At 70.9% G+C, this 23,087-nt stretch carries 17 protein-coding genes; 16 read left to right on the top strand and 1 reads right to left on the bottom strand.

What is annotated here, in order from left to right; translation table 11 throughout:
• The first annotated feature begins 120 nt into the window (after nt 1-120).
• Nucleotides 121-939 carry a methyltransferase domain-containing protein gene (locus tag ACWEPF_RS13370; protein WP_452172634.1) on the top strand — a complete coding sequence of 273 codons (819 nt, stop codon included), beginning with the start codon at nt 121-123 and terminating at the stop codon, nt 937-939.
• A gap of 20 nt (nt 940-959) precedes the next feature.
• Here ACWEPF_RS13370 and ACWEPF_RS13365 read toward each other — a convergent pair whose 3' ends face one another.
• Nucleotides 960-1,790, bottom strand: coding sequence for a DsbA family protein (locus tag ACWEPF_RS13365; protein ID WP_452172633.1), 831 nt, complete (start codon nt 1,788-1,790; stop codon nt 960-962).
• A 393-nt stretch (nt 1,791-2,183) separates the two neighbouring features.
• On the opposite strand from ACWEPF_RS13365, the gene ACWEPF_RS13360 reads away from it, so the two are divergent.
• From ACWEPF_RS13360 to ACWEPF_RS13290, 15 genes are all read left to right on the top strand, one after another.
• Complete coding sequence (locus ACWEPF_RS13360; RefSeq protein WP_345282140.1) at nt 2,184-2,357, top strand: SPOR domain-containing protein; 174 nt, start codon at nt 2,184-2,186, stop codon at nt 2,355-2,357.
• 23 nt (nt 2,358-2,380) lie between these two features.
• Nucleotides 2,381-2,770: a (deoxy)nucleoside triphosphate pyrophosphohydrolase gene (locus ACWEPF_RS13355; RefSeq protein WP_452172677.1), complete on the top strand. Its 390-nt coding sequence runs from the start codon at nt 2,381-2,383 to the stop codon at nt 2,768-2,770.
• Between the two features lie 247 nt (nt 2,771-3,017).
• The gene (locus ACWEPF_RS13350) at nt 3,018-5,756 is read left to right on the top strand and encodes a SpoIIE family protein phosphatase (RefSeq protein ID WP_452172632.1); all 2,739 of its coding nucleotides are present in this window, start codon (nt 3,018-3,020) and stop codon (nt 5,754-5,756) included.
• Between the two features lie 165 nt (nt 5,757-5,921).
• Nucleotides 5,922-8,558, top strand: coding sequence for a SpoIIE family protein phosphatase (locus ACWEPF_RS13345; RefSeq protein WP_452172631.1), 2,637 nt, complete (start codon nt 5,922-5,924; stop codon nt 8,556-8,558).
• A gap of 353 nt (nt 8,559-8,911) precedes the next feature.
• Complete coding sequence (gene typA, locus ACWEPF_RS13340; RefSeq protein ID WP_345282148.1) at nt 8,912-10,819, top strand: translational GTPase TypA; 1,908 nt, start codon at nt 8,912-8,914, stop codon at nt 10,817-10,819.
• 406 nt (nt 10,820-11,225) lie between these two features.
• Entirely contained in the window at nt 11,226-12,851 is a 1,626-nt protein-coding gene (locus tag ACWEPF_RS13335; RefSeq protein ID WP_345282150.1) for a peptide ABC transporter substrate-binding protein, read from the top strand.
• A gap of 146 nt (nt 12,852-12,997) precedes the next feature.
• Nucleotides 12,998-13,927: an ABC transporter permease gene (locus ACWEPF_RS13330; protein ID WP_345282152.1), complete on the top strand. Its 930-nt coding sequence runs from the start codon at nt 12,998-13,000 to the stop codon at nt 13,925-13,927.
• A complete protein-coding gene (locus ACWEPF_RS13325) occupies nt 13,920-14,861 on the top strand; it encodes an ABC transporter permease (protein WP_452172630.1) in 942 nt (313 codons plus the stop codon). Before ACWEPF_RS13330 ends, ACWEPF_RS13325 begins: the two co-directional genes overlap by 8 nt.
• 14 nt (nt 14,862-14,875) lie before the next feature.
• Nucleotides 14,876-15,925, top strand: coding sequence for an ABC transporter ATP-binding protein (locus tag ACWEPF_RS13320; protein ID WP_452172629.1), 1,050 nt, complete (start codon nt 14,876-14,878; stop codon nt 15,923-15,925).
• Nucleotides 15,918-16,931: an ABC transporter ATP-binding protein gene (locus ACWEPF_RS13315; RefSeq protein ID WP_345282158.1), complete on the top strand. Its 1,014-nt coding sequence runs from the start codon at nt 15,918-15,920 to the stop codon at nt 16,929-16,931. The genes ACWEPF_RS13320 and ACWEPF_RS13315 overlap by 8 nt, the downstream gene beginning before the upstream one ends.
• A 179-nt stretch (nt 16,932-17,110) precedes the next feature.
• Nucleotides 17,111-18,730 carry a peptide ABC transporter substrate-binding protein gene (locus ACWEPF_RS13310; RefSeq protein ID WP_452172628.1) on the top strand — a complete coding sequence of 540 codons (1,620 nt, stop codon included), beginning with the start codon at nt 17,111-17,113 and terminating at the stop codon, nt 18,728-18,730.
• Between the two features lie 82 nt (nt 18,731-18,812).
• A complete protein-coding gene (locus ACWEPF_RS13305; RefSeq protein WP_345282162.1) occupies nt 18,813-19,739 on the top strand; it encodes an ABC transporter permease in 927 nt (308 codons plus the stop codon).
• Nucleotides 19,732-20,739, top strand: a complete 1,008-nt coding sequence (locus ACWEPF_RS13300; RefSeq protein ID WP_452172627.1) for an ABC transporter permease — start codon at nt 19,732-19,734, stop codon at nt 20,737-20,739. The genes ACWEPF_RS13305 and ACWEPF_RS13300 overlap by 8 nt, the downstream gene beginning before the upstream one ends.
• A gap of 19 nt (nt 20,740-20,758) precedes the next feature.
• Complete coding sequence (locus ACWEPF_RS13295; RefSeq protein WP_452172626.1) at nt 20,759-21,814, top strand: ABC transporter ATP-binding protein; 1,056 nt, start codon at nt 20,759-20,761, stop codon at nt 21,812-21,814.
• Nucleotides 21,801-22,901 (top strand): ABC transporter ATP-binding protein, encoded by a 1,101-nt coding sequence (locus ACWEPF_RS13290; RefSeq protein WP_452172625.1) that lies wholly within the window; start codon nt 21,801-21,803, stop codon nt 22,899-22,901. Before ACWEPF_RS13295 ends, ACWEPF_RS13290 begins: the two co-directional genes overlap by 14 nt.
• Nucleotides 22,902-23,087: the final 186 nt, after the last annotated feature.

Raw genomic sequence — 23,087 nt, 5'->3', positions numbered from 1 at the left:
AGGGGCCAGGGTTTACGAGGCTCGTCTCAGGATGAGAGAAAGAACTTCTCGTAGGGCGAGACGGTGTCGTACGCTCGCCACGGCGGCGGACCGGCCGCCCGGAGTCGAGGGGGACCTCCCGTGAGTGACCGTCAGAACGCCTACACCCACGGCCATCAGGAGTCGGTGCTGCGCTCGCACCGCTCCCGCACGGCCGCCGATTCGGCGGCCTACCTGCTGCCCGAACTCCGGCCCGGTCAGAGGCTGTTGGACATCGGGTGCGGCCCCGGGACGATCACCGCGGACCTGGCCCGGCTGGTCGGCCCCGAGGGCCGGGTGGTGGCGGTGGACCGTGAGCCGCAGGTGCTGGCCGAGGCGGCCGCCCACGCGGCGGAGCAGGGGCTGGACAACATCGTCTTCGAGACCGCCGATGCGCACCGACTGCCGTACGCGGACGGGGAGTTCGACGTGGTGCACGCGCACCAGGTGCTGCAGCACGTGGCCGACCCAGTGGCGGTGCTGCGCGAGCTGCGCCGGGTGACGGCGCCGGGCGGGGTGGTGGCGGTCCGGGACGCGGACTACGCGGCGATGGCCTGGTACCCCGAACTGCCGGAGCTGGACGAGTGGTTGGCGCTCTACCGGCGGATCGCCCGGGCCAACGGCGGCGAGCCGGACGCGGGCCGCCGGCTGACCGCCTGGGCCCGGGAGGCCGGGTTCACCGAGCTGGCCGCCTCCACCGCGACCTGGACCTTCGCCACTCCGGAGCGGCGCGGGTGGTGGGGCGGCACCTGGGCGGAGCGCACCGAGGGGTCCGCCACCGCCGCGACGGCGGTCGGGCGGGGGTTCGCGAGTACGGAGGACCTGGCGCGGATCGCCGAGGGCTGGCGGCGCTGGGCGGCCGAGCCGGACGGCTGGTTCGCGGTGCTGCACGGGGAACTGCTGGCCCGCAAGGAGAGGTAGGGCGAGGTGGCGCCGGAGGGTCAGAGCTGGACGCCGGCCCGCTCCAGCACCTCGGCGAAGGCCGCCCGGTCGTAGCGGGAGCCGTCGGTGATCCGCTGCCCGTCCACCACCACGGTCGGCGTGCTGCCGACCCCGGACTGCTCGAAGGCGTGCTCGGCGGCCGAGGCCCAGCTCCGGTGGGCCATGCCCTCCACCGCCCGGTCGAAGGTGTCGCTGCGCAACCCCGGGACACCGGAGGCGAGTTCGAGCAGGAACCGGTCGGTGAAGACGTCGGTCCGCTCCTCGGCCGCCTGGTTGGCGAACAGCGCGGCGTGGTACTCCGGGAACTTCCCGGCCTCCAGTGCGGCCCGGGCGGCGTTCACCGCCTTCACCGAGCCCTCGCCGCCGAGCTTGCCGTCCAGGAAGGAGGCCAGGGTGTACTCGATCCGCACCTCGCCCTTGGCCGCGGCCGAGGCCAGCAGCTCGCCCGCCGCCGCCTCGAACTTCGCGCAGTAGGGGCAGCGGAAGTCGGCGTAGACCTGCACGGTGTGCCGCGCGTCCGGGTCGCCGACCACCACCGTGGTGCCGTCCGCGCCGAGCCGGGCCGGGAGTTGGGAGAGCGTGGTCGCCTCGCTGGCGGGCAGCGCCTTCGGCTGGACGGTGGTCCGCTCGCCGGCCGCCGAGGACGACTGCCCCTCGGCGGCCCCGCCGCACCCGGCCAGACTGACGGCGAGCAGCCCGGCGGCGAACGAGCCGGCCAGCACCCGGCGGCGGCGCGGCATCCGGCCGCGGGCCGGCCCGGCGGGCGCGTCGGCGGCCCCGCCGGTGGGCACGTCGGCGGGCGCGTCGGCGGGGACAACGGGTGCGGGCATGGGGCGCTCCTCTCCGGCCGGAGGCCCGGGGGAGCGGGCCTCCGTGCCTGTGACGCTAGTGAGCCCCCGGCCGTCGGAGCAGAGGCGCAGGGCCCGCACCCGGCCAGACCTTGGTCCCTGCGGGGGTGGGACGGCCGGGGCGGGAGCGGCGCGAGGGGAGCCCGTGGTCCGGCTGACGCCCGCTCAGCCCGTACCGCTTACCTCCTGTTAACCGCCGCCGTACCCACCGGTAGCAGTCGGCTCGTAGCGTTCGCGGAGCACCACGCCCCGGTCCGTCCCCCACCGGACCGGGGCGCCCGCCCGCCGTCAGCCGCCCACCGCCCACGCCCCACCGCCCACGCCCCACCGCCCGCCCGTGGTGCCGCCCGCGCGGCGCTCGTTAGGGTGAGGCCCATGGGGAGCGAAGGCGCGGGCGGCGGTACGCACCGGGTGATGCGGCAGGACGACAACGGCAACCGGGCCCTGGTCGCCAAGGGACTGACCCGGCCGGAGGCCGAGGCGCTGGCGGAGGAGTTCGAGGCCCGGGGGCACAAGCAGCTGTACTGGGTCGAGCCGGACGGTCAGTAGGGTCGGTGCCCATGGAGAAGCCCATGGACATCCGGATCGTCGTCGGCGGGGCCCTCGTCCACCGGGGGCGGGTGCTGGCCGCCCGGCGCAGCGCGCCCGCGGCGGTCGCGGGGTACTGGGAGTTCCCCGGCGGGAAGGTCGAGGCAGGGGAGACCGAGGAGCAGGCGCTGGAGCGCGAGCTGCGCGAGGAGCTGGGCGTCGAGGCCCGCGCCCTCGGCCGGCTGCCCGGTAGTTGGCAGGTGCGCCCGGGGCTCGAACTGCGACTGTGGACCGCCGAGCTGATCGAGGGTGAGCCCCGCCCGCTGGAGGACCACGACGAGCTGCGCTGGCTCGGCCCGGCCGAGCTGGACCAGGTCACCTGGCTGGAGCACGACCGCGAGGTGCTGCCCCACCTCGCCACCCTGCTGGCCTGATGGCCGCCCGTCCGCCCCGCCCCGCCCGCCCTGCCCCGGCCGCCCTGCTGGCCTGAGGGCGGGTCAGCGGGGCCGGCCGCACCGCCGACCTGACACACCCCGCCCCCGTACCGGTACCGCCTGACGACCCGTCCGTTGGGCCAGGTAGGCCAATCGGACAAGCCGCCCCGCTCCCCGGGGTAGCCTGGGCGTTCTGATGGGTATGTCACTTTTCGGCGGTATTTCGTCACCATAGGTGAGGCGGTCGGTGTCGAACACGGGATTCGGCGAGGGCGAGCAGCCGTCGGCTGACGGCGCCGCACGGCGCGGGCTGAGCGGCTCCCCGCGCCCCCGGAGCATCGGCAGTGCCTCGGCCCGGGCCCGGCTCCGCCGTCTGACGCCCAAGCGCTCCGCGGCGGACCGGCCGCAGCACCTCCTCCAGCCCCCGTCGGCCCCGGCCGACCCCCGGCTGGGCGGCGTCCGCGGCGCGCCGAGCGCCCCGTACCCGGGCGGGCCCGGCATCGACCGGCGGCCCCGGGTCGGCGAGCGCCCCGAGGGCAGCCTCTTCGACGTGGTGAAGGTGGCCATCGCGATCCTGGACACCGCGGGCCGGGTGGTGCTGTGGAGCCCGGCCGCCGAGGAGCTGCTCGGCTGGCCGAGCGAGCTGCTGGTGGGCCGCCGGATCGAGGAGTTGATGGAGGATCAGGACCTGGTCCTCCGGGTGAAGGCGGCGATCCAGGAGACCCTGCGCACCGGCCGCTGGCACGGCTGGACCCAGCTGCGCCACCGGGACGACGGCGAAGTCCCGGTGGAGGCCCGGATCTCCCTGCTGGTGGACGGCGACGGCACTCCGTTCCTCCAGGTGGCGCTGGCCGAGGCGGCCACCCTCCAGGCGGTGGAGCACGACCTGGCGGTCCGGGACGCGCTGTTCGAGCAGTCCCCGCTGGGCATCGTGATCCTGGACACCGAGCTGCGCTACACCGCGGTCAACCGGACCATGGCCGAGATGAACGGCCTGCCGCCCGAGGAGCACGTCGGCCGGACCACCGGCGAGACGCTGCCCGAGCGGGCGGCGGACGAGATCACCGCGATCCAGCGCCAGGTGCTGGCCACCGGCGAGCCGGTGGTGGACGTCACGCTGGCCTCGCCGGTGACGGCCCGTTCGGGCTTCCGCTCGATCTCCTACAGCCGGATGACCGACCGGGCCGGCCGGGTGCTGGGCATCTCCGGCACCGTGATGGACGTGACCGAGCGGTACCGCGCGGTGGCCAAGGTGGAGCACGCCCGCCGCCGGCTCTCGCTGCTGAACGAGTTCGGCTCCCGGGTCGGCGACCTGCTGGACGCCGGCCGGATCGCCCAGGAGCTGGCCACCGCGGTGGTGCCCCGGCTGGCGGACTACGCGGCGGTGATCCTGCTGCAGGCGGTGGCCCACGGCGACGACCTGCCCCGGCACGGCCACGACCGACGCACCTCGCTGCTCCAGCTCGGCACCGCCGCCGTGCAGGACTCCTCCGAGGTGGAGGTGATGCTCCGCCGGGGAGCCCGGATCACCTTCGCCGAGGACTCCGCCTTCGGCCGGGTGCTCCGCACCGGCGTGCCCGAACTCCTCTCCAACCCGGAGGAGTTGAGCGACCTCACCTACCCGGGCGACCCCAAGGTGCAGGCCGCCCACGACCTCGGCGTGCACTCCCGGCTGGTGGTCCCACTGCGCGCCCGCGGCATTGTGATCGGCCTGCTCGCGGTGAGCCGGGCCGGCTACCGCGAGGGCTTCGACCGGGACGACCTGGCCTTCACCGTGGAGCTCGCCGACCGGGCCGGCAGCTCGCTGGACAACGCCCGGCTGTACGCCCGCGAGCGGACCGCCGCGCTGACCCTGCAGCGCACCCTGCTGCCCCAGCAGGTGCCGCAGCCCGCCGGGGTCGAGGTGGCCTACCGCTACGTGCCCGGCAGCAGCGGCACCGAGGTCGGCGGCGACTGGTTCGACGTCATCCCGCTGCCCGACGGCCGCACCGCGCTGGTGGTCGGCGACGTGATGGGCCACGGCCTGCGGGCCGCCGCCACGATGGGCCGGCTGCGCACCGCGGTCCGCACCCTGGCCGGGCTCGACCTGCCGCCGGAGATCCTGCTGCGGCACGTCCACGAGCTGGCCGACGACCTGGCCCAGGGCCCGGACGAGGCGCTGCTCGCCACCTGCGTGTACGCGGTCTTCGACCCGGCCACCCGGCGGCTGGTGGCGGCCAAGGCCGGGCACATCCCGCCGGTGCTGGTGGTGCCCAAGGAGCCCGGCGAGGAGCCGGTCCGCACCGGCGGCCCGCTGCTCGGCGGCGTCGGCCAGGTGCTCGACCTGCCCTCCGGCGCCCCACTCGGGGTGGGCGGGGTGCCCTTCGAGTCGATCGAGCTGGACATCCCCGAGGGCAGCCTGCTGGCGCTGTGCACCGACGGTCTGGTGGAGTCCCGGGACAAGGACCTGGACGTCGGCCTCGGCCGGCTGCTGACCGTGCTGGAACAGCCCTACCCGTCGATCCAGCAGGCCTGTGAGGCGGTGCTCGACACCATGGAGCAGGGCCGGGAGCCGGACGACGTGGCGCTGCTGGTGGCGCGCCTGAGCCGGGGTCAGTCCGGCACCCCCACCGCGGGCTGGACCCTCCCCGCGGAGCCCACCGCCGTCTCCCGGGCCCGCCGGCTGGTCCGTGGCGCGCTGACCGACTGGGGGGTGGAACACCTCACCGACACCGCCGAGTTGCTGGTCAGCGAACTGGTCACCAACTCGGTCCGGTACGCCTCGGCGCCGATCGGGGTCCGGCTCACGCTCGGCGACACCCTGCTGGTGGAGATCTCCGACCCGCTGCCCGATCCGCCCCGCGAGCGGCACGCCGCCGAGGCCGACGAGGGCGGCCGCGGCCTGGAGTTGGTACGCCGTCTCGCTCTGCGCTGGGGCGCGCGCGCCGAGGGCATGGGGAAGGTCGTCTGGTTCGAGCTCGACCCCATGGACGACCACCTCGGCTGACCGGATCCGGCGACCGGGCATCGTCGCAGGTGATCGCGGTGCAGCGGGCCGGAGGAGACCCGCTCCCGAGGCGGTTCGAACAGGCGCTCCCGGGTAAGGGGGACGGGGAAGCGGAAGGCTGAGCCGTTTTGTGATGTTGGGGGCGTGTGCGCCCGCCCCCGGATGATGAATACTCGGTGTTCTCGACATCCGGATGGGCGCGGGTTGGAGGGGATCGGACCGTTGAACAGCATCCCGGCGTGGAAGACGTCGAGCGGCAGCGGCCATGCGGCCGTGCCCGGTCAGCCGAGCGGTGGTGCGGGCAGCGGTGCGGCGGGCGTCGCCGGTCCGAGAGGCGGCGTGCACGCGGGTCCCTCGCTGGGCGGCCGCCCGGCCGACGACTGGGACGTCCAGGGCAAGGCCGGTTCGATCTACGACTACATCCGGGTCGCCACCTTCGCGATCGGCCCGGACGGCCGGATCACCCAGTGGAGCGGCCGCGCCGCCGAGTTCTTCGGCGTCCCCGCCGAGGAGGCGGTCGGCACCGACCCGGTCACCACCCTGATGCCCCGTGAGCTCTGGCAGCGCGGCCGGGCCCGGATGGAGGCCATCCTCTCCGGCGAGGAGTGGGTCGGCACCGCCCCGTACAAGGACGCCACCGGCGCCGAGGGCCTGGCCGAGCTCTACGTGATGCCGGACAGCGGCACCCCCGGCGGCGCCACCTGCCTGGCCGTGGACCTCGGCCGGCTGCGCCGGATCGAGACCGACCTGGCCGCCTCCGAGGCGGTCTTCGGGCAGACCCCGACCGGCTTCTTCCTCTTCGACAACGAGCTGCGCCTCCAGCGGGTCAACCAGGCCTTCGCCACCGCCGTCGGCCTGCCCGCCTGCGAGCTGCCCGGCCTCTCCCCGTACGACCTCTTCCTGCCCGGCGAGGCCGACCGGCTGATGGTCGCCCTGCGCAAGGTGCTCGGCGGCGGCGGGCCCATCGTCGACCTGCGGTTCACCGGCGCGGTCCCGCGCACCGCCACCGTGCAGTCCCGGGACGGCGGCCGCCGCTGGGCCATCTCGCTCTACCGGCTGAACGGCGCCAACGGCCACCCGATGGGCGTGGCCGGCCAGGTGCTGGACGTGACGAGCCGTCACATCGCCGAGCGGGAGGCCGCCGGGGTGCGCCGCAGCCTGGCGCTGCTCAACGAGGCCTCCACCCACATCGGCTCCACCCTCGACCTGGAGACCACCGCCAAGGAGCTGCTGGACGTGATCGTCCCGCAGTTCTGCGACCTGGCCACCGTCGACCTGTACACCGCCCTGCTCTCCGGCGACTCCGGCCCGACCGCCGGGCCCGGCGCCTCGGACGGCTCCGGCGAGCTGCGCCGGGTGGCCGTCTCCAGCGTGGTCGGCGGCGCCTCCAGCGTGCTGGGCGCCGAGGGCGCCGTCCCGGTCGCCGAGGCCGGCGGCTCGCTCTGCTACCCCCGCCGCTCCCCGCACGCCCGGGCCCTGCGCACCGGCCGCAGCGTCGTCCCGCAGCCCGGCCCGGACCCGCTGCTGCGCTCCACCCTGGTGGTCCCGCTGGTCGCCCGCGACCAGGTGCTCGGCCTGGTCCAGCTCTCCCGCGCGATCGGCAGCGAGCCCTTCGACGCCCGGGACGTGGCGATCGCCGAGGAGCTGGTCGCCCGCGCCGCCGTCTGCGTCGACAACGCCCGGCTCTACCGCCGCGAGCACGAGCGCGCGCTGATCCTCCAGCGCAGCCTGCTCCCCCCGGGCAAGCCGGCCGCCAGCGGCCTGGAGATCGCCCGCCGCTACCTGCCCAGCAACAACAACACCGAGGTCGGCGGCGACTGGTTCGACGTCATCCCGCTGCCCGGCAGCCGCACCGCGCTGGTGATCGGCGACGTGATGGGCCGCGGCCTGCGGGCCGCCGTCGCGATGGGCCAACTCCGCACCGCCGTCCGCACCCTGGCCATGCTCGACCTCGACCCGGCCGAGGTGCTCTCCGCCCTGGACGAGATCGCCCGCGGCCTCGGCGGCGAGCCCACCGTGCCCGGCGAGGAGGTCGAGGTCTACCTCGCCACCTGCGTCTACGCGGTCTACGACGCCGTCAAGCAGCGCTGCGTCTTCGCCAACGCGGGCCACCTGCCGCCGGTGCTGCTCGCCCCCGACGAGCCGGCCCGGATGCTGGAGGTGCCGCCCGGCCTGCCGCTCGGCGTCGGCGGCGAGCCCTTCGAGGAGGTCGAGGTCACGCTGCCGGACGGCGCCGTGCTCGGCCTCTACACCGACGGCCTGGTGGAGTCCCGCAAGCACCAGCTGGACGAGGGCCTGCGGGCCTTCCGGACGGCCCTCAACGGCGGCTCCCGCGAGCTGGAGCGGCTCTGCGACGAGGTGCTGGACGAGCTGATCCCCCATCACGGCGAGGACGACATCGCGCTGTTGATGGCCAAGGTCCAGGCGCTCCCCGAGGACTCGGTGGGCGACTGGAGGCTCCCCGCCGAGCTCACCTCCGTCGGCAAGGCCCGCGAGCTCGCCTGCTCCTGGCTGCTGGTGCGCGGCCTGGACGAGCTGGTGGACACCACCGAGCTGCTGGTCAGCGAGCTGGTCACCAACGCGCTGCGGCACGGCCACGGCGAGATCCGGCTCCGGCTGCTGCGCGACCGCACCGTGGTCTGCGAGGTCTGGGACGACGGCTACGCCCAGCCCCGCCAGCGCCGCGCCCAGGAGACCGACGAGGGCGGCCGCGGCCTCCAGCTGGTCAGCCTGCTGGCCGAACGCTGGGGCAGCCGCCGCACCCCCAAGGGCAAGATCGTCTGGTTCGAGCTGGCCCTCTGACAGGCCGCCACGCCCCGGCGCTCCACCGCAGGCCCCCGGGCCCGCTCGGCGGCGACCTCGGCCCGGTGGACGGCTCCGGACCGGTGGCGCGGCTCCGGAACGGCGAGTGCCCGAGCGAGCCGGTGATCGCTCGCCCGACCACGTTGAACAGCACGCCAACGGCAGGGGAAGAACGGCGGCCGATCCGGGACCGGGCCCGTACGGGCCTGCCCGTTTCGGCCTCGCTGCGGGGTTCCACGTACCATAGGAGGAAGCCGTGGCATGTCGTGCCCCGGCGGGTGGACCGGTAGTAGCAGGCGGGGTCTGACGCAGCCGGGCGCCGCAACCCACGATTCCGGGAGAATCCGCTCAGCATGCCCACGCGTAATGACATCCGCAACGTTGCCATCGTCGCCCACGTCGACCACGGGAAGACCACCCTCGTCGACGCCATGCTGAAGCAGGCCGGTGCCTTCGCCGCCCACCAGCAGCTGGACGACCGGATGATGGACTCGAACGACCTCGAGCGCGAGAAGGGCATCACCATTCTCGCGAAGAACACCGCCGTCAAGTACCACCCCAAGGACGGCGGGGCCCCGATCACCATCAACATCATCGACACCCCCGGCCACGCCGACTTCGGTGGCGAGGTCGAGCGCGGCCTGTCCATGGTCGACGCCGTCGTGCTGCTGGTCGACGCCTCCGAGGGCCCGCTGCCGCAGACCCGCTTCGTGCTCCGCAAGGCGCTCACCGCGCGGCTGCCCGTCATCCTCTGCATCAACAAGACCGACCGCCCGGACGCCCGGATCGACGAGGTCATCAACGAGACCTACGACCTGTTCCTGGACCTGGACGCGGACGAGGACCAGATCGAGTTCCCGATCGTCTACGCCTGTGCCCGTGACGGCGTCGCCTCGCTGACCAAGCCGGAGAACGGCACCGTGCCGGCCGACTCCGAGAACCTGGAGCCGTTCTTCTCCACCCTGCTGGAGCACGTCCCGGCCCCGACCTACGACGAGGACGCGCCGCTCCAGGCCCACGTCACCAACCTGGACGCCGACAACTTCCTCGGCCGCATCGCGCTGCTCCGCGTCGAGCAGGGCGAGCTGCGCAAGGGCCAGACCGTGGCCTGGATCAAGCGCGACGGCTCCATCTCCAGCGTCCGCATCACCGAGCTGCTGATGACCGAGGCGCTCACCCGCAAGCCGGCCGAGGTGGCCGGCCCCGGTGACATCTGCGCCGTCTCGGGCATCTCCGAGATCATGATCGGCGAGACCCTGGCCGACCCGGAGAACCCGATCGCGCTGCCGCTGATCACGGTCGACGAGCCCGCCATCTCGATGACCATCGGCACCAACACCTCGCCGCTGGTCGGCAAGGGCGGCTCCGGCAAGGGCGCCGACGCCAAGGCCGGCGCCGGCAAGGTCGACCGCAAGGTCACCGCCCGTCAGGTGAAGGACCGCCTGGACCGCGAGCTGATCGGTAACGTCTCGCTCCGCGTGCTGGAGACCGAGCGTCCGGACGCCTGGGAGGTGCAGGGCCGCGGTGAGCTGGCGCTGGCCATCCTGATCGAGACCATGCGCCGGGAAGGCTTCGAGCTGACCGTCGGCAAGCCCCAGGTCGTCACCAAGGAGGTCAACGGCAAGACCCACGAGCCGGTCGAGCGCCTCACGGTGGACGTGCCCGAGGAGCACATGGGTGCCGTCACCCAGCTGATGGGCGTCCGCAAGGGCCGGATGGACAACATGTCCAACCACGGCTCGGGCTGGGTCCGGATGGAGTTCGTGGTGCCGTCCCGCGGCCTGATCGGCTTCCGCACCGAGTTCCTCACCAACACCCGCGGCACCGGCATCGCGCACTCGATCCACGAGGGCCACGAGCCGTGGTTCGGCAACCTGACGACCCGTAACAACGGTTCGCTGGTGGCCGACCGCTCCGGTGTGGTCACCGCCTTCGCGATGACCAACCTGCAGGAGCGCGGCGTGCTGTTCACCGACCCCGGCACCGAGGTGTACGAGGGCATGATCGTCGGCGAGAACTCGCGCGCCGACGACATGGACGTGAACATCACCAAGGAGAAGAAGCTCACCAACATGCGTTCCTCGAACGCGGACGTGGCCGAGTCGATCGTCCCGCCGCGCAAGCTCTCGCTGGAGCAGAGCCTGGAGTTCTGCCGCGAGGACGAGTGCATCGAGGTCACCCCGGAGACCGTGCGCATCCGCAAGGTCGTCCTGGACGCCAAGGAGCGCGGCCGCACCGCCTCGCGGGCCAAGAAGGCCTGAACCACCCCGTAACACCGGACCGGCCGGCGCCCCGCACGGGGCGCCGGCCGGTCCGTTTCTGTGACGGTGAGTCGTCAACGCGCGTAGTCGCCGGAGGGGGGACGTGTTCGTTAATCGGACGTGACGAACCGTCATTCATGGCAACTGTCCGTTTAGTACCTGTCTGGGTATGTCTGGAATGTCCGTTTACCGAGATTTCATGTGACCAAATTGAGATCGGTAATGGCGTAGTTCGTATCCCTGCGTGACGGATAGTGGAGCCAGTCGAGCTCGGGTCCAGGGTTTCGCGCAGGGGTGCGCGCCGAAGCCTGAGCGAGGAAAGCACCGCCTGGCCAACGGCGATGACGCCGGCCAGTCCCCCTGCGGTGCGCTCCACGTATGCAACACGGATTCAGGAGGCACACCCATGCGCGGTGCCAGCCAGGCCAAGTGGGTCGTCGCAGCCGTCGCGGTCGCCCTCGCGGCCACCGCCTGCGGTAGCGGTTCGTCGTCGAGCGAGGGCGGAGCGGCCAACGCGGCCGGGACGTTCAGCTACCAGAGCTCCGAGCCGCAGAACCCGCTCCAGCCGGCCAATGCCATGGAGGTCGGTGGCGGTCGCATCATCAAGACCCTGTTCAAGGGCCTGGTGGACTACGACCCCACCAACGGTTCGCTGCGCAACCAGGTCGCCGACAAGATCGAGACCACCGACGCGCAGAACTACACCGTCACCCTGAAGTCCGGCTGGACCTTCCACGACGGCACCCCGGTGACCGCGGCCTCCTTCGTGGACGCCTGGAACTGGGCCGCCAACACCAAGAACAACCAGATCAACTCGGACTGGTTCTCCGACATCGAGGGCTACGACGCCGTCCACCCGGAGAAGGGTGACCCGACCGCCGACAAGATGTCCGGTCTGGCCGTCGTCGACGACACCCACTTCACCATCAAGCTGACCGGCCCGGTCTCGTACTTCCAGTACAAGCTCGGCTACACGGCCTTCTCGCCGCTGCCGAAGGCGTTCTTCACCGACCCGGCGGCCTACGGCCAGAAGCCGGTCGGCAACGGCCCCTACAAGTTCGTCTCGTGGGAGCACAACCAGGCCGTCACCGTCGCCTCCTACGACAAGTACGCGGGCAGCGACAAGCCGAAGAACGGCGGCATCGTCTTCAAGAACTACGCGCAGGCCGACGCCGCGTACAAGGACCTGGTCTCCGACAACCTGGACGTGCTCGACCAGGTCGACCCGTCGAACCTGGCCTCGTACAAGAACGACCTCGGTGACCGCGCGGTCGACCAGGCCCAGGGCGCCATCCAGAACATCTCCTTCGCGATGTACCAGGACGGCTGGAAGGGCGTCGACAAGGCCAAGGTCCGCCAGGGCCTGTCGATGGCGATCGACCGCGACACCATCACCAAGACCGTGCTGAACGGCTCCCGCCAGGCGGCCAACAGCTGGGTCGCCCCCGGTGCGATGGGCTACAAGGACAACACCTGCGGCGAGGCCTGCACCTTCAACCCGGCCAAGGCCAAGCAGCTGGTGACCGAGGGCGGCGGCGTCCCGAACAACAAGATCACCGTGGTCTACAACGCCGACGGCGGGCACAAGGAGTGGGTGGACGCGGTCTGCAACTCCATCCGCCAGTCCACCGGCGTGGAGTGCGTCGGCGACGCGAAGCCGGACTTCAAGACCTCGCGCGACATCATCAAGAAGAAGCAGGTCCAGAGCATGATGCGGACCGGCTGGGTGCAGGACTACCCCCTGAACGCCAACTTCCTGCGCGACGTCTACGGCACCGGTGCCGCCGCGAACGACGCGGGCTACTCGTCCGCCGAGTTCGACAAGTACGCCGCCGAGGCGGACAAGGCGACCACGGTCGAGAAGACCGCCGAGCTGTACCAGAAGGCCGAGGCCGAGCTGGCCAAGGACATGCCGGCCATCCCGCTCTGGTACTACAAGACGACCGCCGGTTACTCGAAGAACGTCCAGAACGTGAAGTACGACTCCTTCGGTGACCCGGTCTTCACCCAGGTCGAGGTCAAGCAGAAGTAACCAGGGCCACCACCACACTGGCCTGACTCGACGACGGCCGGTGTCCACGACCACCCCACGAGGGCGGTCCGGCACCGGCCGTCGGCACGCCTAGAACCTCTGAAATCGGGATGACGCCCCGTCAGAGAGCAGCAATTGGAGGCACGATGGGGCGCTTTGTCGCGAGGCGACTGCTCCAAATGATCCCGGTCTTCCTGGGGACCACCGCGCTGATCTTCTTCATGGTCCGCGTGCTCCCGGGCGACCCGGTCGCCGCGATGTGGGGCGACAAGGCGCCGGACCCGGCCCAACTCGCGGCCTTCAAGCACCGCTTGGGCCTCGACCTGCCGATGTGGCAGCAGTACCTGAACTACATGGGCGACCTGTTCACCGGGAACTTCGGCGAGACCATGTCGGGCCGTCAGGTCATCGACGTGATCTCCGAGGCGCTGCCGGTGACGGTGCGGCTCGCGCTGATGGCCTTCGCCATCGAGATCGTCTTCGGCGTCGGGATCGGCCTGCTGGCCGGCCTCAAGCGCGGCAAGCTCGCGGACAAGGGCACCCTGGTCTTCACCCTGGTGCTGATCTCGATCCCGGTTCCGGTGCTCGGCTACATCTTCCAGAACGTCTTCGCCACCCAGCTCGGCTGGGTGACCCCCACCGTGCCGGTGAACTCGGACAAGTGGATCGACCTGCTGCTGCCCGCCATCGTGCTGGGTTCGCTCTCGCTGGCCTACGTGGCCCGCCTGAGCCGCACCTCGATCGTGGAGAACATCAAGGCCGACTACATCCGGACCGCGATCGCCAAGGGCCTGCCGCGCCGCAAGGTCATCGGCACCCACCTGCTGCGCAACTCGATGATCCCGGTGGTCACCTTCCTGGGCACCGACCTGGGCGCCCTGATGGGCGGCGCGATCGTCACCGAGGGCATCTTCAACGTCAAGGGCGTCGGCAACGCGCTCTTCCGCGCGATCAACCAGAAGGAAGGCGCGACGGTCGTCGGCTTCGTGGTCGTCCTCGTGATCGTCTACCTCGTCGCCAGCCTGATCGTCGACCTGCTCTACGCGGTCCTGGACCCGAGGATTCGGTATGCCTGACCTGATCGAGAAGAAGAAGACCCCCGCGATCCCGGCCCAGCAGGGCACCGTCGCGGAGCCCAAGCCGGAGAAGGCCCGCAGCCTCGGCTCGGACGCCTGGGAGGACCTGCGCCGCCGGCCGATCTTCCTGATCTCGGCCGCGCTCATCCTGGTCCTGGTCGTGATGACCGTGGTGCCCGGCCTGTTCACCTCGGTGGACCCGCGCGCCGGCGACCTGCGCAACCACTACCTGAGCGCGCCGAACTACACCCACTTCTTCCAGGCCGACTGGTTCGGCTACGACGGCCAGGGCCGGTCGATCTACGCCCGCGTGGTGTACGGCGCCCGCGCCTCGATCATCGTGGGCATCTGCGTCACCGCCGCGGTCACCATCACCGGGGGCTTCGTCGGGATGCTGGCCGGGTACTTCGGCGGCTGGATCGACACCCTGCTGTCGCGCCTGACCGACATCTTCTTCGGCATCCCGCTGCTGCTCGGCTGCCTGGTGGTGCTGAACGCCTTCACCGAGCGCACCGTCTGGTCCGTGGTCTTCGCGCTCACGGTGCTCGGCTGGACCCAGATGGCCCGCGTGATGCGCGGCTCGGTGATCACCGTCAAGCAGGCCGACTACGTCACCGCCGCCAAGGCGCTCGGCGCCGGCACCGGCCGCATCCTGCTCAAGCACGTGCTGCCGAACGCGATCGCCCCGGTGATCGTGGTGGCCACCATCGCGCTCGGCGGCTACATCGCCACCGAGGCCACGCTGAGCTTCCTGGGCATCGGCCTCCAGGACCCGACCATCTCCTGGGGCATCGACATCAACTCGGCCCAGAAGGTGATCCGCACCGCCCCGTTCGCGCTGTTCTTCCCGGCCGGGATGCTCAGCCTCACGGTGCTGGCCTTCATCATGATGGGCGACGCCGTGCGCGACGCCCTCGACCCGAAGCTGCGCTGAGAGAGGGATCGAGCATGACCACCGTCATCGAGAAGACGCAGTCCGAGCCGAAGCTCACTCCGGGCACCCCGCTGCTCGAAGTCCGGGACCTGCACGTCGAGTTCAAGACCAAGGACGGCATCGCCAAGGCCGTCAACGGGGTGAACTACAGCGTCAGCGCGGGCGAGACCCTCGCCGTCCTCGGCGAGTCCGGCTCCGGCAAGTCCGTGACCGCGCAGACCATCATGGGCATCCTCGACATGCCGCCCGGCCGGGTCACCTCCGGGGAGATCCTGTACCGCGGCCAGGACATGCTGAAGATGTCCAACGAGGAGCGCCGGAAGATCCGCGGCCGCAAGATCGCGATGATCTTCCAGGACGCGCTCTCCTCCCTCAACCCCGTGCTCTCGGTGGGCTACCAGCTCGGCGAGATGTTCCGGGTGCACCAGGGCGCCTCCCGCAAGGAGGCCAAGGAGAAGGCCATCGAGCTGATGGACCGGGTGCGCATCCCGGCCGCCCGTCAGCGCGTGGGCGACTACCCGCACCAGTTCTCCGGCGGCATGCGCCAGCGCATCATGATCGCCATGGCGCTGGCCCTGGAGCCGGACCTGATCATCGCTGACGAGCCCACCACCGCCCTGGACGTCACCGTCCAGGCCCAGGTGATGGACCTGCTCGCCGAGCTCCAGGCCGAGTACCACATGGGCCTGATCCTGATCACCCACGACCTCGGCGTGGTCGCCGACGTCGCGGACAAGATCGCGGTCATGTACGCGGGCCGGATCGTCGAGACGGCCCCGGTGCACGAGCTCTACGCCAACCCGGCGCACCCGTACACCGAGGGCCTGCTGCGCTCGATCCCGCGCCTGGACCAGAAGGGCCAGGAGCTCTACGCGATCAAGGGCCTGCCGCCCAACCTGCTGAAGGTGCCCGCCGGTTGCGCCTTCAACCCGCGCTGCGACCGGGCCACCGACCTGTGCCGCAGCGAGATCCCCGCGCTGCACCAGGTGCTCGACAAGGACGGCGCCGAGCTCGCCGGCCGCAAGAGCGCCTGCCACCTCTGGAAGGAGACCCTCCATGGCTGAGCCCATCCTGGAGGTGAAGGACCTGGTCAAGCACTACCCGCTGACCGCCGGCGTCCTCTTCAAGAAGCAGGTCGGCGCGGTCAAGGCCGTCGACGGGATCTCCTTCGACCTGATGCGCGGTGAGACGCTGGGCATCGTCGGCGAGTCGGGCTGCGGCAAGTCCACCCTGGCCAAGGTGCTGATGAACCTGGAGCGGGCCACCTCCGGCCAGGTGCTCTACAAGGGCGAGGACATCTCCAAGCTCTCCGGCGCCGCACTGAAGGCCGTCCGCCGCAACATCCAGATGGTCTTCCAGGACCCGTACACCTCGCTCAACCCCCGCATGACGGTGGGCGACATCATCGGCGAGCCGTACGAGATCCACCCCGAGGTGGCGCCGAAGGGGGACCGCCGCAAGGCGGTGCAGGACCTGCTGGACGTGGTCGGGCTGAACCCGGAGTACATCAACCGGTACCCGCACCAGTTCTCCGGCGGCCAGCGCCAGCGCATCGGCATCGCCCGCGGCCTGGCCCTCAAGCCCGAGGTCATCATCTGTGACGAGCCGGTCTCCGCGCTCGACGTCTCGGTCCAGGCCCAGGTGATCAACCTGCTGGAGCAGCTCCAGAAGGACTTCGAGCTCTCCTACATGTTCATCGCCCACGACCTCTCGATCGTCCGTCACATCTCCGACCGGGTCGGCGTGATGTACCTCGGCAAGATGGTCGAGATCGGCACGGACGAGGAGATCTACGAGCACGCCACCCACCCGTACACCCAGGCACTGCTCTCCGCGGTGCCGGTGCCGGACCCGACGGCCCGCGCCAACCGGGACCGGATCGTGCTCCAGGGCGACATCCCCTCGCCGGCCAACCCGCCGTCCGGCTGCCGCTTCCGCACCCGCTGCTGGAAGGCGGAGGAGCGCTGCTCCACCGAGCTCCCGCTGCTGGCGGTGCCGTCCCTGGACGGCCCGGCGGCACACGAGTCGGCCTGCCACTTCGCCGCCGAGCGCGAGCTCACCGCGGCGTGAGCCACGGGTGAACCACGGCGCGATCTGACGCCCGCTCAGTCTGACGGCCCCACAGCTCCCCGCTGTGGGGCCGTCGGCGTAGCGGCGGGCACCCATCCGGCCGTACCACGGTCGCGCCGTGCGGCCGGTGCCCTTCGAATGGGGTGTGATGCGTCACAGACCCCTGAGGAGGAAGCTCGATGCCCGCAGCCACCAGAGTCCGCTGGGCCGTAGTCGGTGCGACATCCGTGGCCCTGGTGGCCACCGGATGCGGTAGCAGCGGCGGGGGAGGAGGCTCCTCCGACGCCAGCAAGACCTTCAGCTACCAGAGCAGCGAGCCGCAGAACCCGCTCCAGCCGGCCAACGCCAACGAGGTCGGCGGCGGCCGCATCACGCAGAACCTGTTCAAGGGGCTGGCGGACTACGACCCCTCGGACGGCAAGCTGCGGATGCAGGTGGCCGACAAGATCGACACCAGTGACTCGCAGACCTTCAACGTCACCCTGAAGACCGGCTGGACCTTCCACGACGGCACGCCGGTCAAGGCGAAGAACTTCGTGGACGCCTGGAACTGGGCCGCCACCACGGCGAACAACCAGATCAACAGCTCCTGGTTCTCCGACATCGAGGGCTACGCGGACGTCCACCCGGCCAAGGGCGCGGGCACCAAGACCACCATGTCGGGCCTCACGGTGGTGGACGACACCCACTTCACCATCAAGCTCAGCGGCAAGGTCTCCTACTTCCCGTACAAGCTGGGCTACATCGCCTTCTCCCCGCTGCCGGACGGCTTCTTCAAGGACCCGTCCGGGTACGGCCAGAAGCCGGTGGGCAACGGTCCGTACGAGTTCGTCAGCTGGGACCACAACGCGCAGATCACCACCAAGGCCTTCGCGAACTACCAGGGTGTGGACAAGCCGAAGAACGGCGGCGTGGTGTTCAAGATGTACACCACCGCCGAGGCCGCCTACGCGGACCTGCAGTCCAACAACCTCGACGTGATGGACCAGGTGCCGCCGTCGGCGCTGGCCAACTACAAGAACGACCTCGGCGACCGGGCGATCGACGCCCCGCAGGGCGCCATCCAGAACATCGGCTTCACGCTCTACCAGGCCGACTGGGCCGGGGCGAACAAGGCCAAGGTGCGGCAGGGCCTGTCGATGGCGATCGACCGCGACACCATCACCAAGACGGTGCTCCAGAGCTCCCGCAAGCCGGCCAACTCCTGGGTGGCCGAGGGCGTCGAGGGCTTCAAGTCCGGCACCTGCGGAGACTTCTGCACCTTCGACGCCGCCAAGGCCAAGCAGCTGATCACCGAGGGCGGCGGCGTCCCCGGCAACAAGCTGACCATCACCTACAACGCCGACGGCGGGCACAAGGAGTGGGTGGACGCGGTCTGCAACTCCATCCGCCAGTCCACCGGCGTGGACTGCGTCGGCGACCCGAAGACGGACTTCAAGACCGCCCGCGCGGCGATCACCGGACACACCATCAACGGTGCCTTCCGCACCGGCTGGGTGCAGGACTACCCGCTGAACGCGAACTTCCTGTCCGACGTCTACAAGACCGGCGCCGCCTCGAACGACTTCGGCTACAGCAGCCCCCAGTTCGACCAGCTGGCGAACCAGGCCGACCAGGCCGCCTCGATCCAGGACTCGGCCTCGGACTACCAGAAGGCCGAGGCGGTGCTCGCCCAGGACATCCCGGCGATCCCGCTCTGGTACTACCGGACCAACTCCGGCTACTCCACCAAGGTGCAGAACGTGAAGTTCGACTCCTTCGGCAACCCGGCCTGGACCCAGGTCGAGGTCAAGGGCTGACACCCAACCCCGTCGGCCCCGCCCTCCCTCCTCGGGGAGGGCGGGGCCCGGGCACCAAGTCACCCCCTCGGAAGGAGGTTCGATGGGCCACTACGTCATCCGGCGCGTGCTCCAGATGATCCCGGTCTTCTTCGGTGCCACGTTCCTGATCTTCATCATGGTGTACACCCTGCCCGGCGACCCGATCGCGGCGATGTTCGGCGACAAGGCGGCCGACCCGGCGACCGTGGCCAACCTGCGGCACCAGTACCACCTCGACGAGCCCTGGTGGAAGCAGTACCTGATCTACATGGGCAACGTCTTCCAGCTGGACTTCGGCACCAGCTTCACCGGCCGCCCGGTCTCCGAGATCATGGCCGACGCCTTCCCGGTGACCATCCGGCTGGCCCTGGTCGCCTTCTTCTTCGAGATCGTGATCGGTCTGCCGCTCGGCCTGCTGGCCGGCCTCAAGCGCGGCTCCTTCGCCGACACGGCGGTGCTCATCCTGACCCTGATCGTCATCTCGATCCCGGTCTTCGTGCTCGGCTACATCGCGCAGACCATCTTCGCGATCGACCTCGGCTGGGTCACCGCCACCGTCCAGGACTCCACCGACATCCTCCAACTGATCCTGCCGGGGCTGGTGCTGGCCTCACTCTCGCTGGCCTACGTGGCCCGGCTCACCCGGACCTCGATCGGCGAGAACCTGCGGGCCGACTACATGCGCACCGCGGTTGCCAAGGGCCTGCCCCGACGGACCATCATCGGCCGCCACCTGCTGCGCAACTCGCTGATCCCGGTGGTCACCTTCCTGGGCACCGACCTGGGCGCCCTGATGGGCGGCGCGATCGTCACCGAGGGCATCTTCAACATCGCGGGCGTCGGCAACATCCTCTACAAGGCGATCCGGACCAAGGAGGGCCCGACCGTCGTCGGCATCGTCACCGTGCTGGTGATCGTCTACCTGGTGGCCAGCCTCGTGGTGGACCTGCTCTACGCCATCCTGGACCCGAGGATCCGCTATGCCTAGCAACGACCTCCCCGACGACCACGACCCGCTGCGGCGCATCCCGCCGACCGACAGCGACCACCTGGACTACGTCGGCCAGCAGGGGCTGGCGGTGGCGCAGGACACCCTGAACGAGCCCGATCCGGCCAAGCGGGAGGAGGCCCGCAGCCTCTGGGGCGACGCCTGGCGGGACCTGCGGCGGCGGCCGATCTTCATCATCTCGGCCCTGCTGATCGTGCTGCTGGTGCTGATGGCGGTCTGGCCCAGCCTGTTCACCAGCACCGACCCGCGGCAGGCGAACCTGGCCCAGAACTACCTGCGCAAGCCGGACTGGGCCGACGTGTTCGGCGCCGGCTGGTTCGGCTACGACGGCCAGGGCCGGTCGATCTATGCCCGGGTGATCTACGGCGCCCGCGCCTCGATCATCGTCGGCGTCTGCGTCACCCTCGCCGTCACCCTGCTCGGCGGGGTGACCGGCATGGTGGCCGGGTACTTCGGCGGCTGGGTGGACGCGGTGATCTCCCGGATCATCGACATCTTCTTCGGCATCCCGCTGCTGCTCGGCGCCCTGGTGCTGCTGAACGCCTTCACCACCCGCACCGTCTGGTCCGTGGTGATCGCCCTGGCGGTGCTCGGCTGGACCCAGCTGGCCCGCGTGATGCGCGGCTCGGTGCTGACGGTCAAGCAGGCCGACTACGTGGTGGCCGGCAAGGCGCTCGGCGCCGGGACCCCGCGGCTGATGGTCCGTCACATCCTGCCGAACGCGATCGCCCCGGTGATCGTGGTGGCCACCATCGCGCTCGGCGGCTACATCACCGCCGAGGCCACGCTGAGCTTCCTCGGCATCGGCCTCCAGGACCCGACCATCTCCTGGGGCGTGGACATCTCCTCGGCCCAGCGGGTGATCCGGACCGCGCCGTTCGCGCTGTTCTTCCCGGCCGCCGCGCTCAGCCTCACGGTGCTGGCCTTCATCATGATGGGCGACGCGGTCCGCGACGCCCTCGACCCGAAGCTGCGCTGAGAGAGGCGGAACGAAGGCGATGACCACCGCAGTCGACACCAAGAAGCCCGCCCGGGAAGCCCCGTACGAGGGCCCGCTGCTCGAAGTCCGGGACCTGCACGTGGAGTTCAAGACCCGGGACGGGGTGGCCAAGGCCGTCAACGGGGTGAACTACAGCGTCAGCGCGGGCGAGACCCTGGCGGTGCTGGGCGAGTCCGGCTCCGGGAAGTCCGTCACCGCGCAGGCGATCATGGGCATCCTCGACATGCCGCCGGCCCGGATCCCGCAGGGCGAGATCCGCTTCCGCGGCCAGGACATGCTGAAGATGGACCGGGAGGCCCGGCGGCAGATCCGCGGCCAGAAGATCGCGATGATCTTCCAGGACGCGCTCTCCTCGCTCAATCCGGTGCTCACCGTCGGGCACCAGCTCGGCGAGATGTACCGCGCCCACCGGGGCATGTCCGGCAAGGCCGCCAAGCTCAAGGCCATCGAGCTGATGGACCGGGTGCGCATCCCGGCCGCCAAGGACCGGGTCGGCGACTACCCGCACCAGTTCTCCGGCGGCATGCGCCAGCGCATCATGATCGCCATGGCGCTGGCCCTGGAGCCGGACCTGATCATCGCCGACGAGCCCACCACCGCGCTCGACGTGACGGTGCAGGCCCAGGTGATGGACCTGCTGGCGGAGCTGCAGGCCGAGTACCACATGGGCCTGATCCTGATCACCCACGACCTCGGCGTGGTCGCCGACGTCGCGGACAAGATCGCGGTCATGTACGCCGGCCGGATCGTCGAGACCGCCCCGGTGCACGAGCTCTACGCCCGGCCGGCCCACCCGTACACCCGCGGCCTGCTGGACTCCATCCCCCGGCTCGACCAGAAGGGCCAGGAGCTCTACGCGATCAAGGGCCTGCCGCCCAACCTGCTCCGCATCCCGCCGGGCTGCGCCTTCAACCCGCGCTGCCCGCGGGCCCAGGAGGTCTGCCGCCGGGACGTCCCACCGCTCGACCGGGTGACCGGGCCGGACGGGGCCGAGCTGCCGGGCCGGCGCAGTGCCTGCTTCTTCTGGAAGGAGACCCTCGATGACGCCTCCTAACGGCGCGAGCGCGCTCGGCGCGGCCCTCCCGGAGGAGGTGGCCTTCGAGCAGGAGGTGCCCCGGGGCGAGCCGATCCTCGAAGTGCGGGACCTGGTCAAGCACTTCCCGCTGACCAAGGGCGTCCTCTTCAAGAAGCAGGTCGGCGCGGTCAAGGCCGTGGACGGCGTCTCCTTCGACCTGATGCAGGGCGAGACGCTGGGCATCGTCGGCGAGTCGGGCTGCGGCAAGTCCACCCTGGCCAAGGTGCTGATGAACCTGGAGCCGGCCACCTCGGGCTCGGTCCGCTACAAGGGGGAGGAGATCTCCCGGCTGAGCGGGTCCGCGCTCAAGGCGGTGCGGCGCAACATCCAGATGGTCTTCCAGGACCCGTACACCTCGCTCAACCCCCGCATGACGGTGGGCGACATCATCGGCGAGCCCTTCGAGATCCACCCCGAGGTGGCGCCGAAGGGGGACCGCCGCAAGGCGGTGCAGGACCTGCTGGACGTGGTGGGCCTGAACCCGGAGTACATCAACCGGTACCCGCACCAGTTCTCCGGCGGGCAGCGCCAGCGGATCGGGATCGCCCGGGGGTTGGCGCTCAAGCCCGAGGTGATCATCTGCGACGAGCCGGTCTCCGCGCTGGACGTCTCGGTCCAGGCGCAGGTGATCAACCTGCTGGAGAAGCTCCAGACGGAGTTCAACCTCTCCTACATGTTCATCGCCCACGACCTCTCGATCGTCCGTCACATCTCCGACCGGGTCGGCGTGATGTACCTCGGCAAGATGGTCGAGATCGGCAGCGACCTGGAGATCTACGACCACGCCACCCACCCGTACACCCAGGCCCTGCTGTCGGCCGTGCCGGTGCCGGACCCGAGCGCCCGCGAGTCGCGGGACCGGATCGTGCTCACCGGTGACGTCCCGTCACCCGCCAAGCCGCCCAGCGGCTGCCGCTTCCGCACCCGCTGCTGGAAGGCCCAGCCCAAGTGCGCCGAGGAGGTCCCGGAACTCACCGGCCGGCCCTGGCTCCAGGGGCTGGCCCTGCACGACTCGGCCTGCCACTTCGCGGCGGAGCGCGAGGAGGACATCCAGCAGCAGCAGTGACGAAGGGCCCCTTCCCGGGTGGGGAGGGGCCCTTCGGGGTGTGCTCAGAGTTCCTTGGCGGTGCGGGGCTCGGGCACCGAGGCGGAGCCCTCCTCCGGGCTCTGCTCGTGCTCCCCTCCGGGGAGGTGGCAGGCCGTCAGGTGGCCGTCGATGGGTGGGGCCGGGTGTGCCGAAGGGCCCCTTCCC

The sequence above is a fragment of the Kitasatospora sp. NPDC004289 genome, from assembly GCF_053602875.1.
Note: the sequence above shows the minus strand (reverse complement) of the source record. Positions and strands in the feature narration are given on the sequence as shown.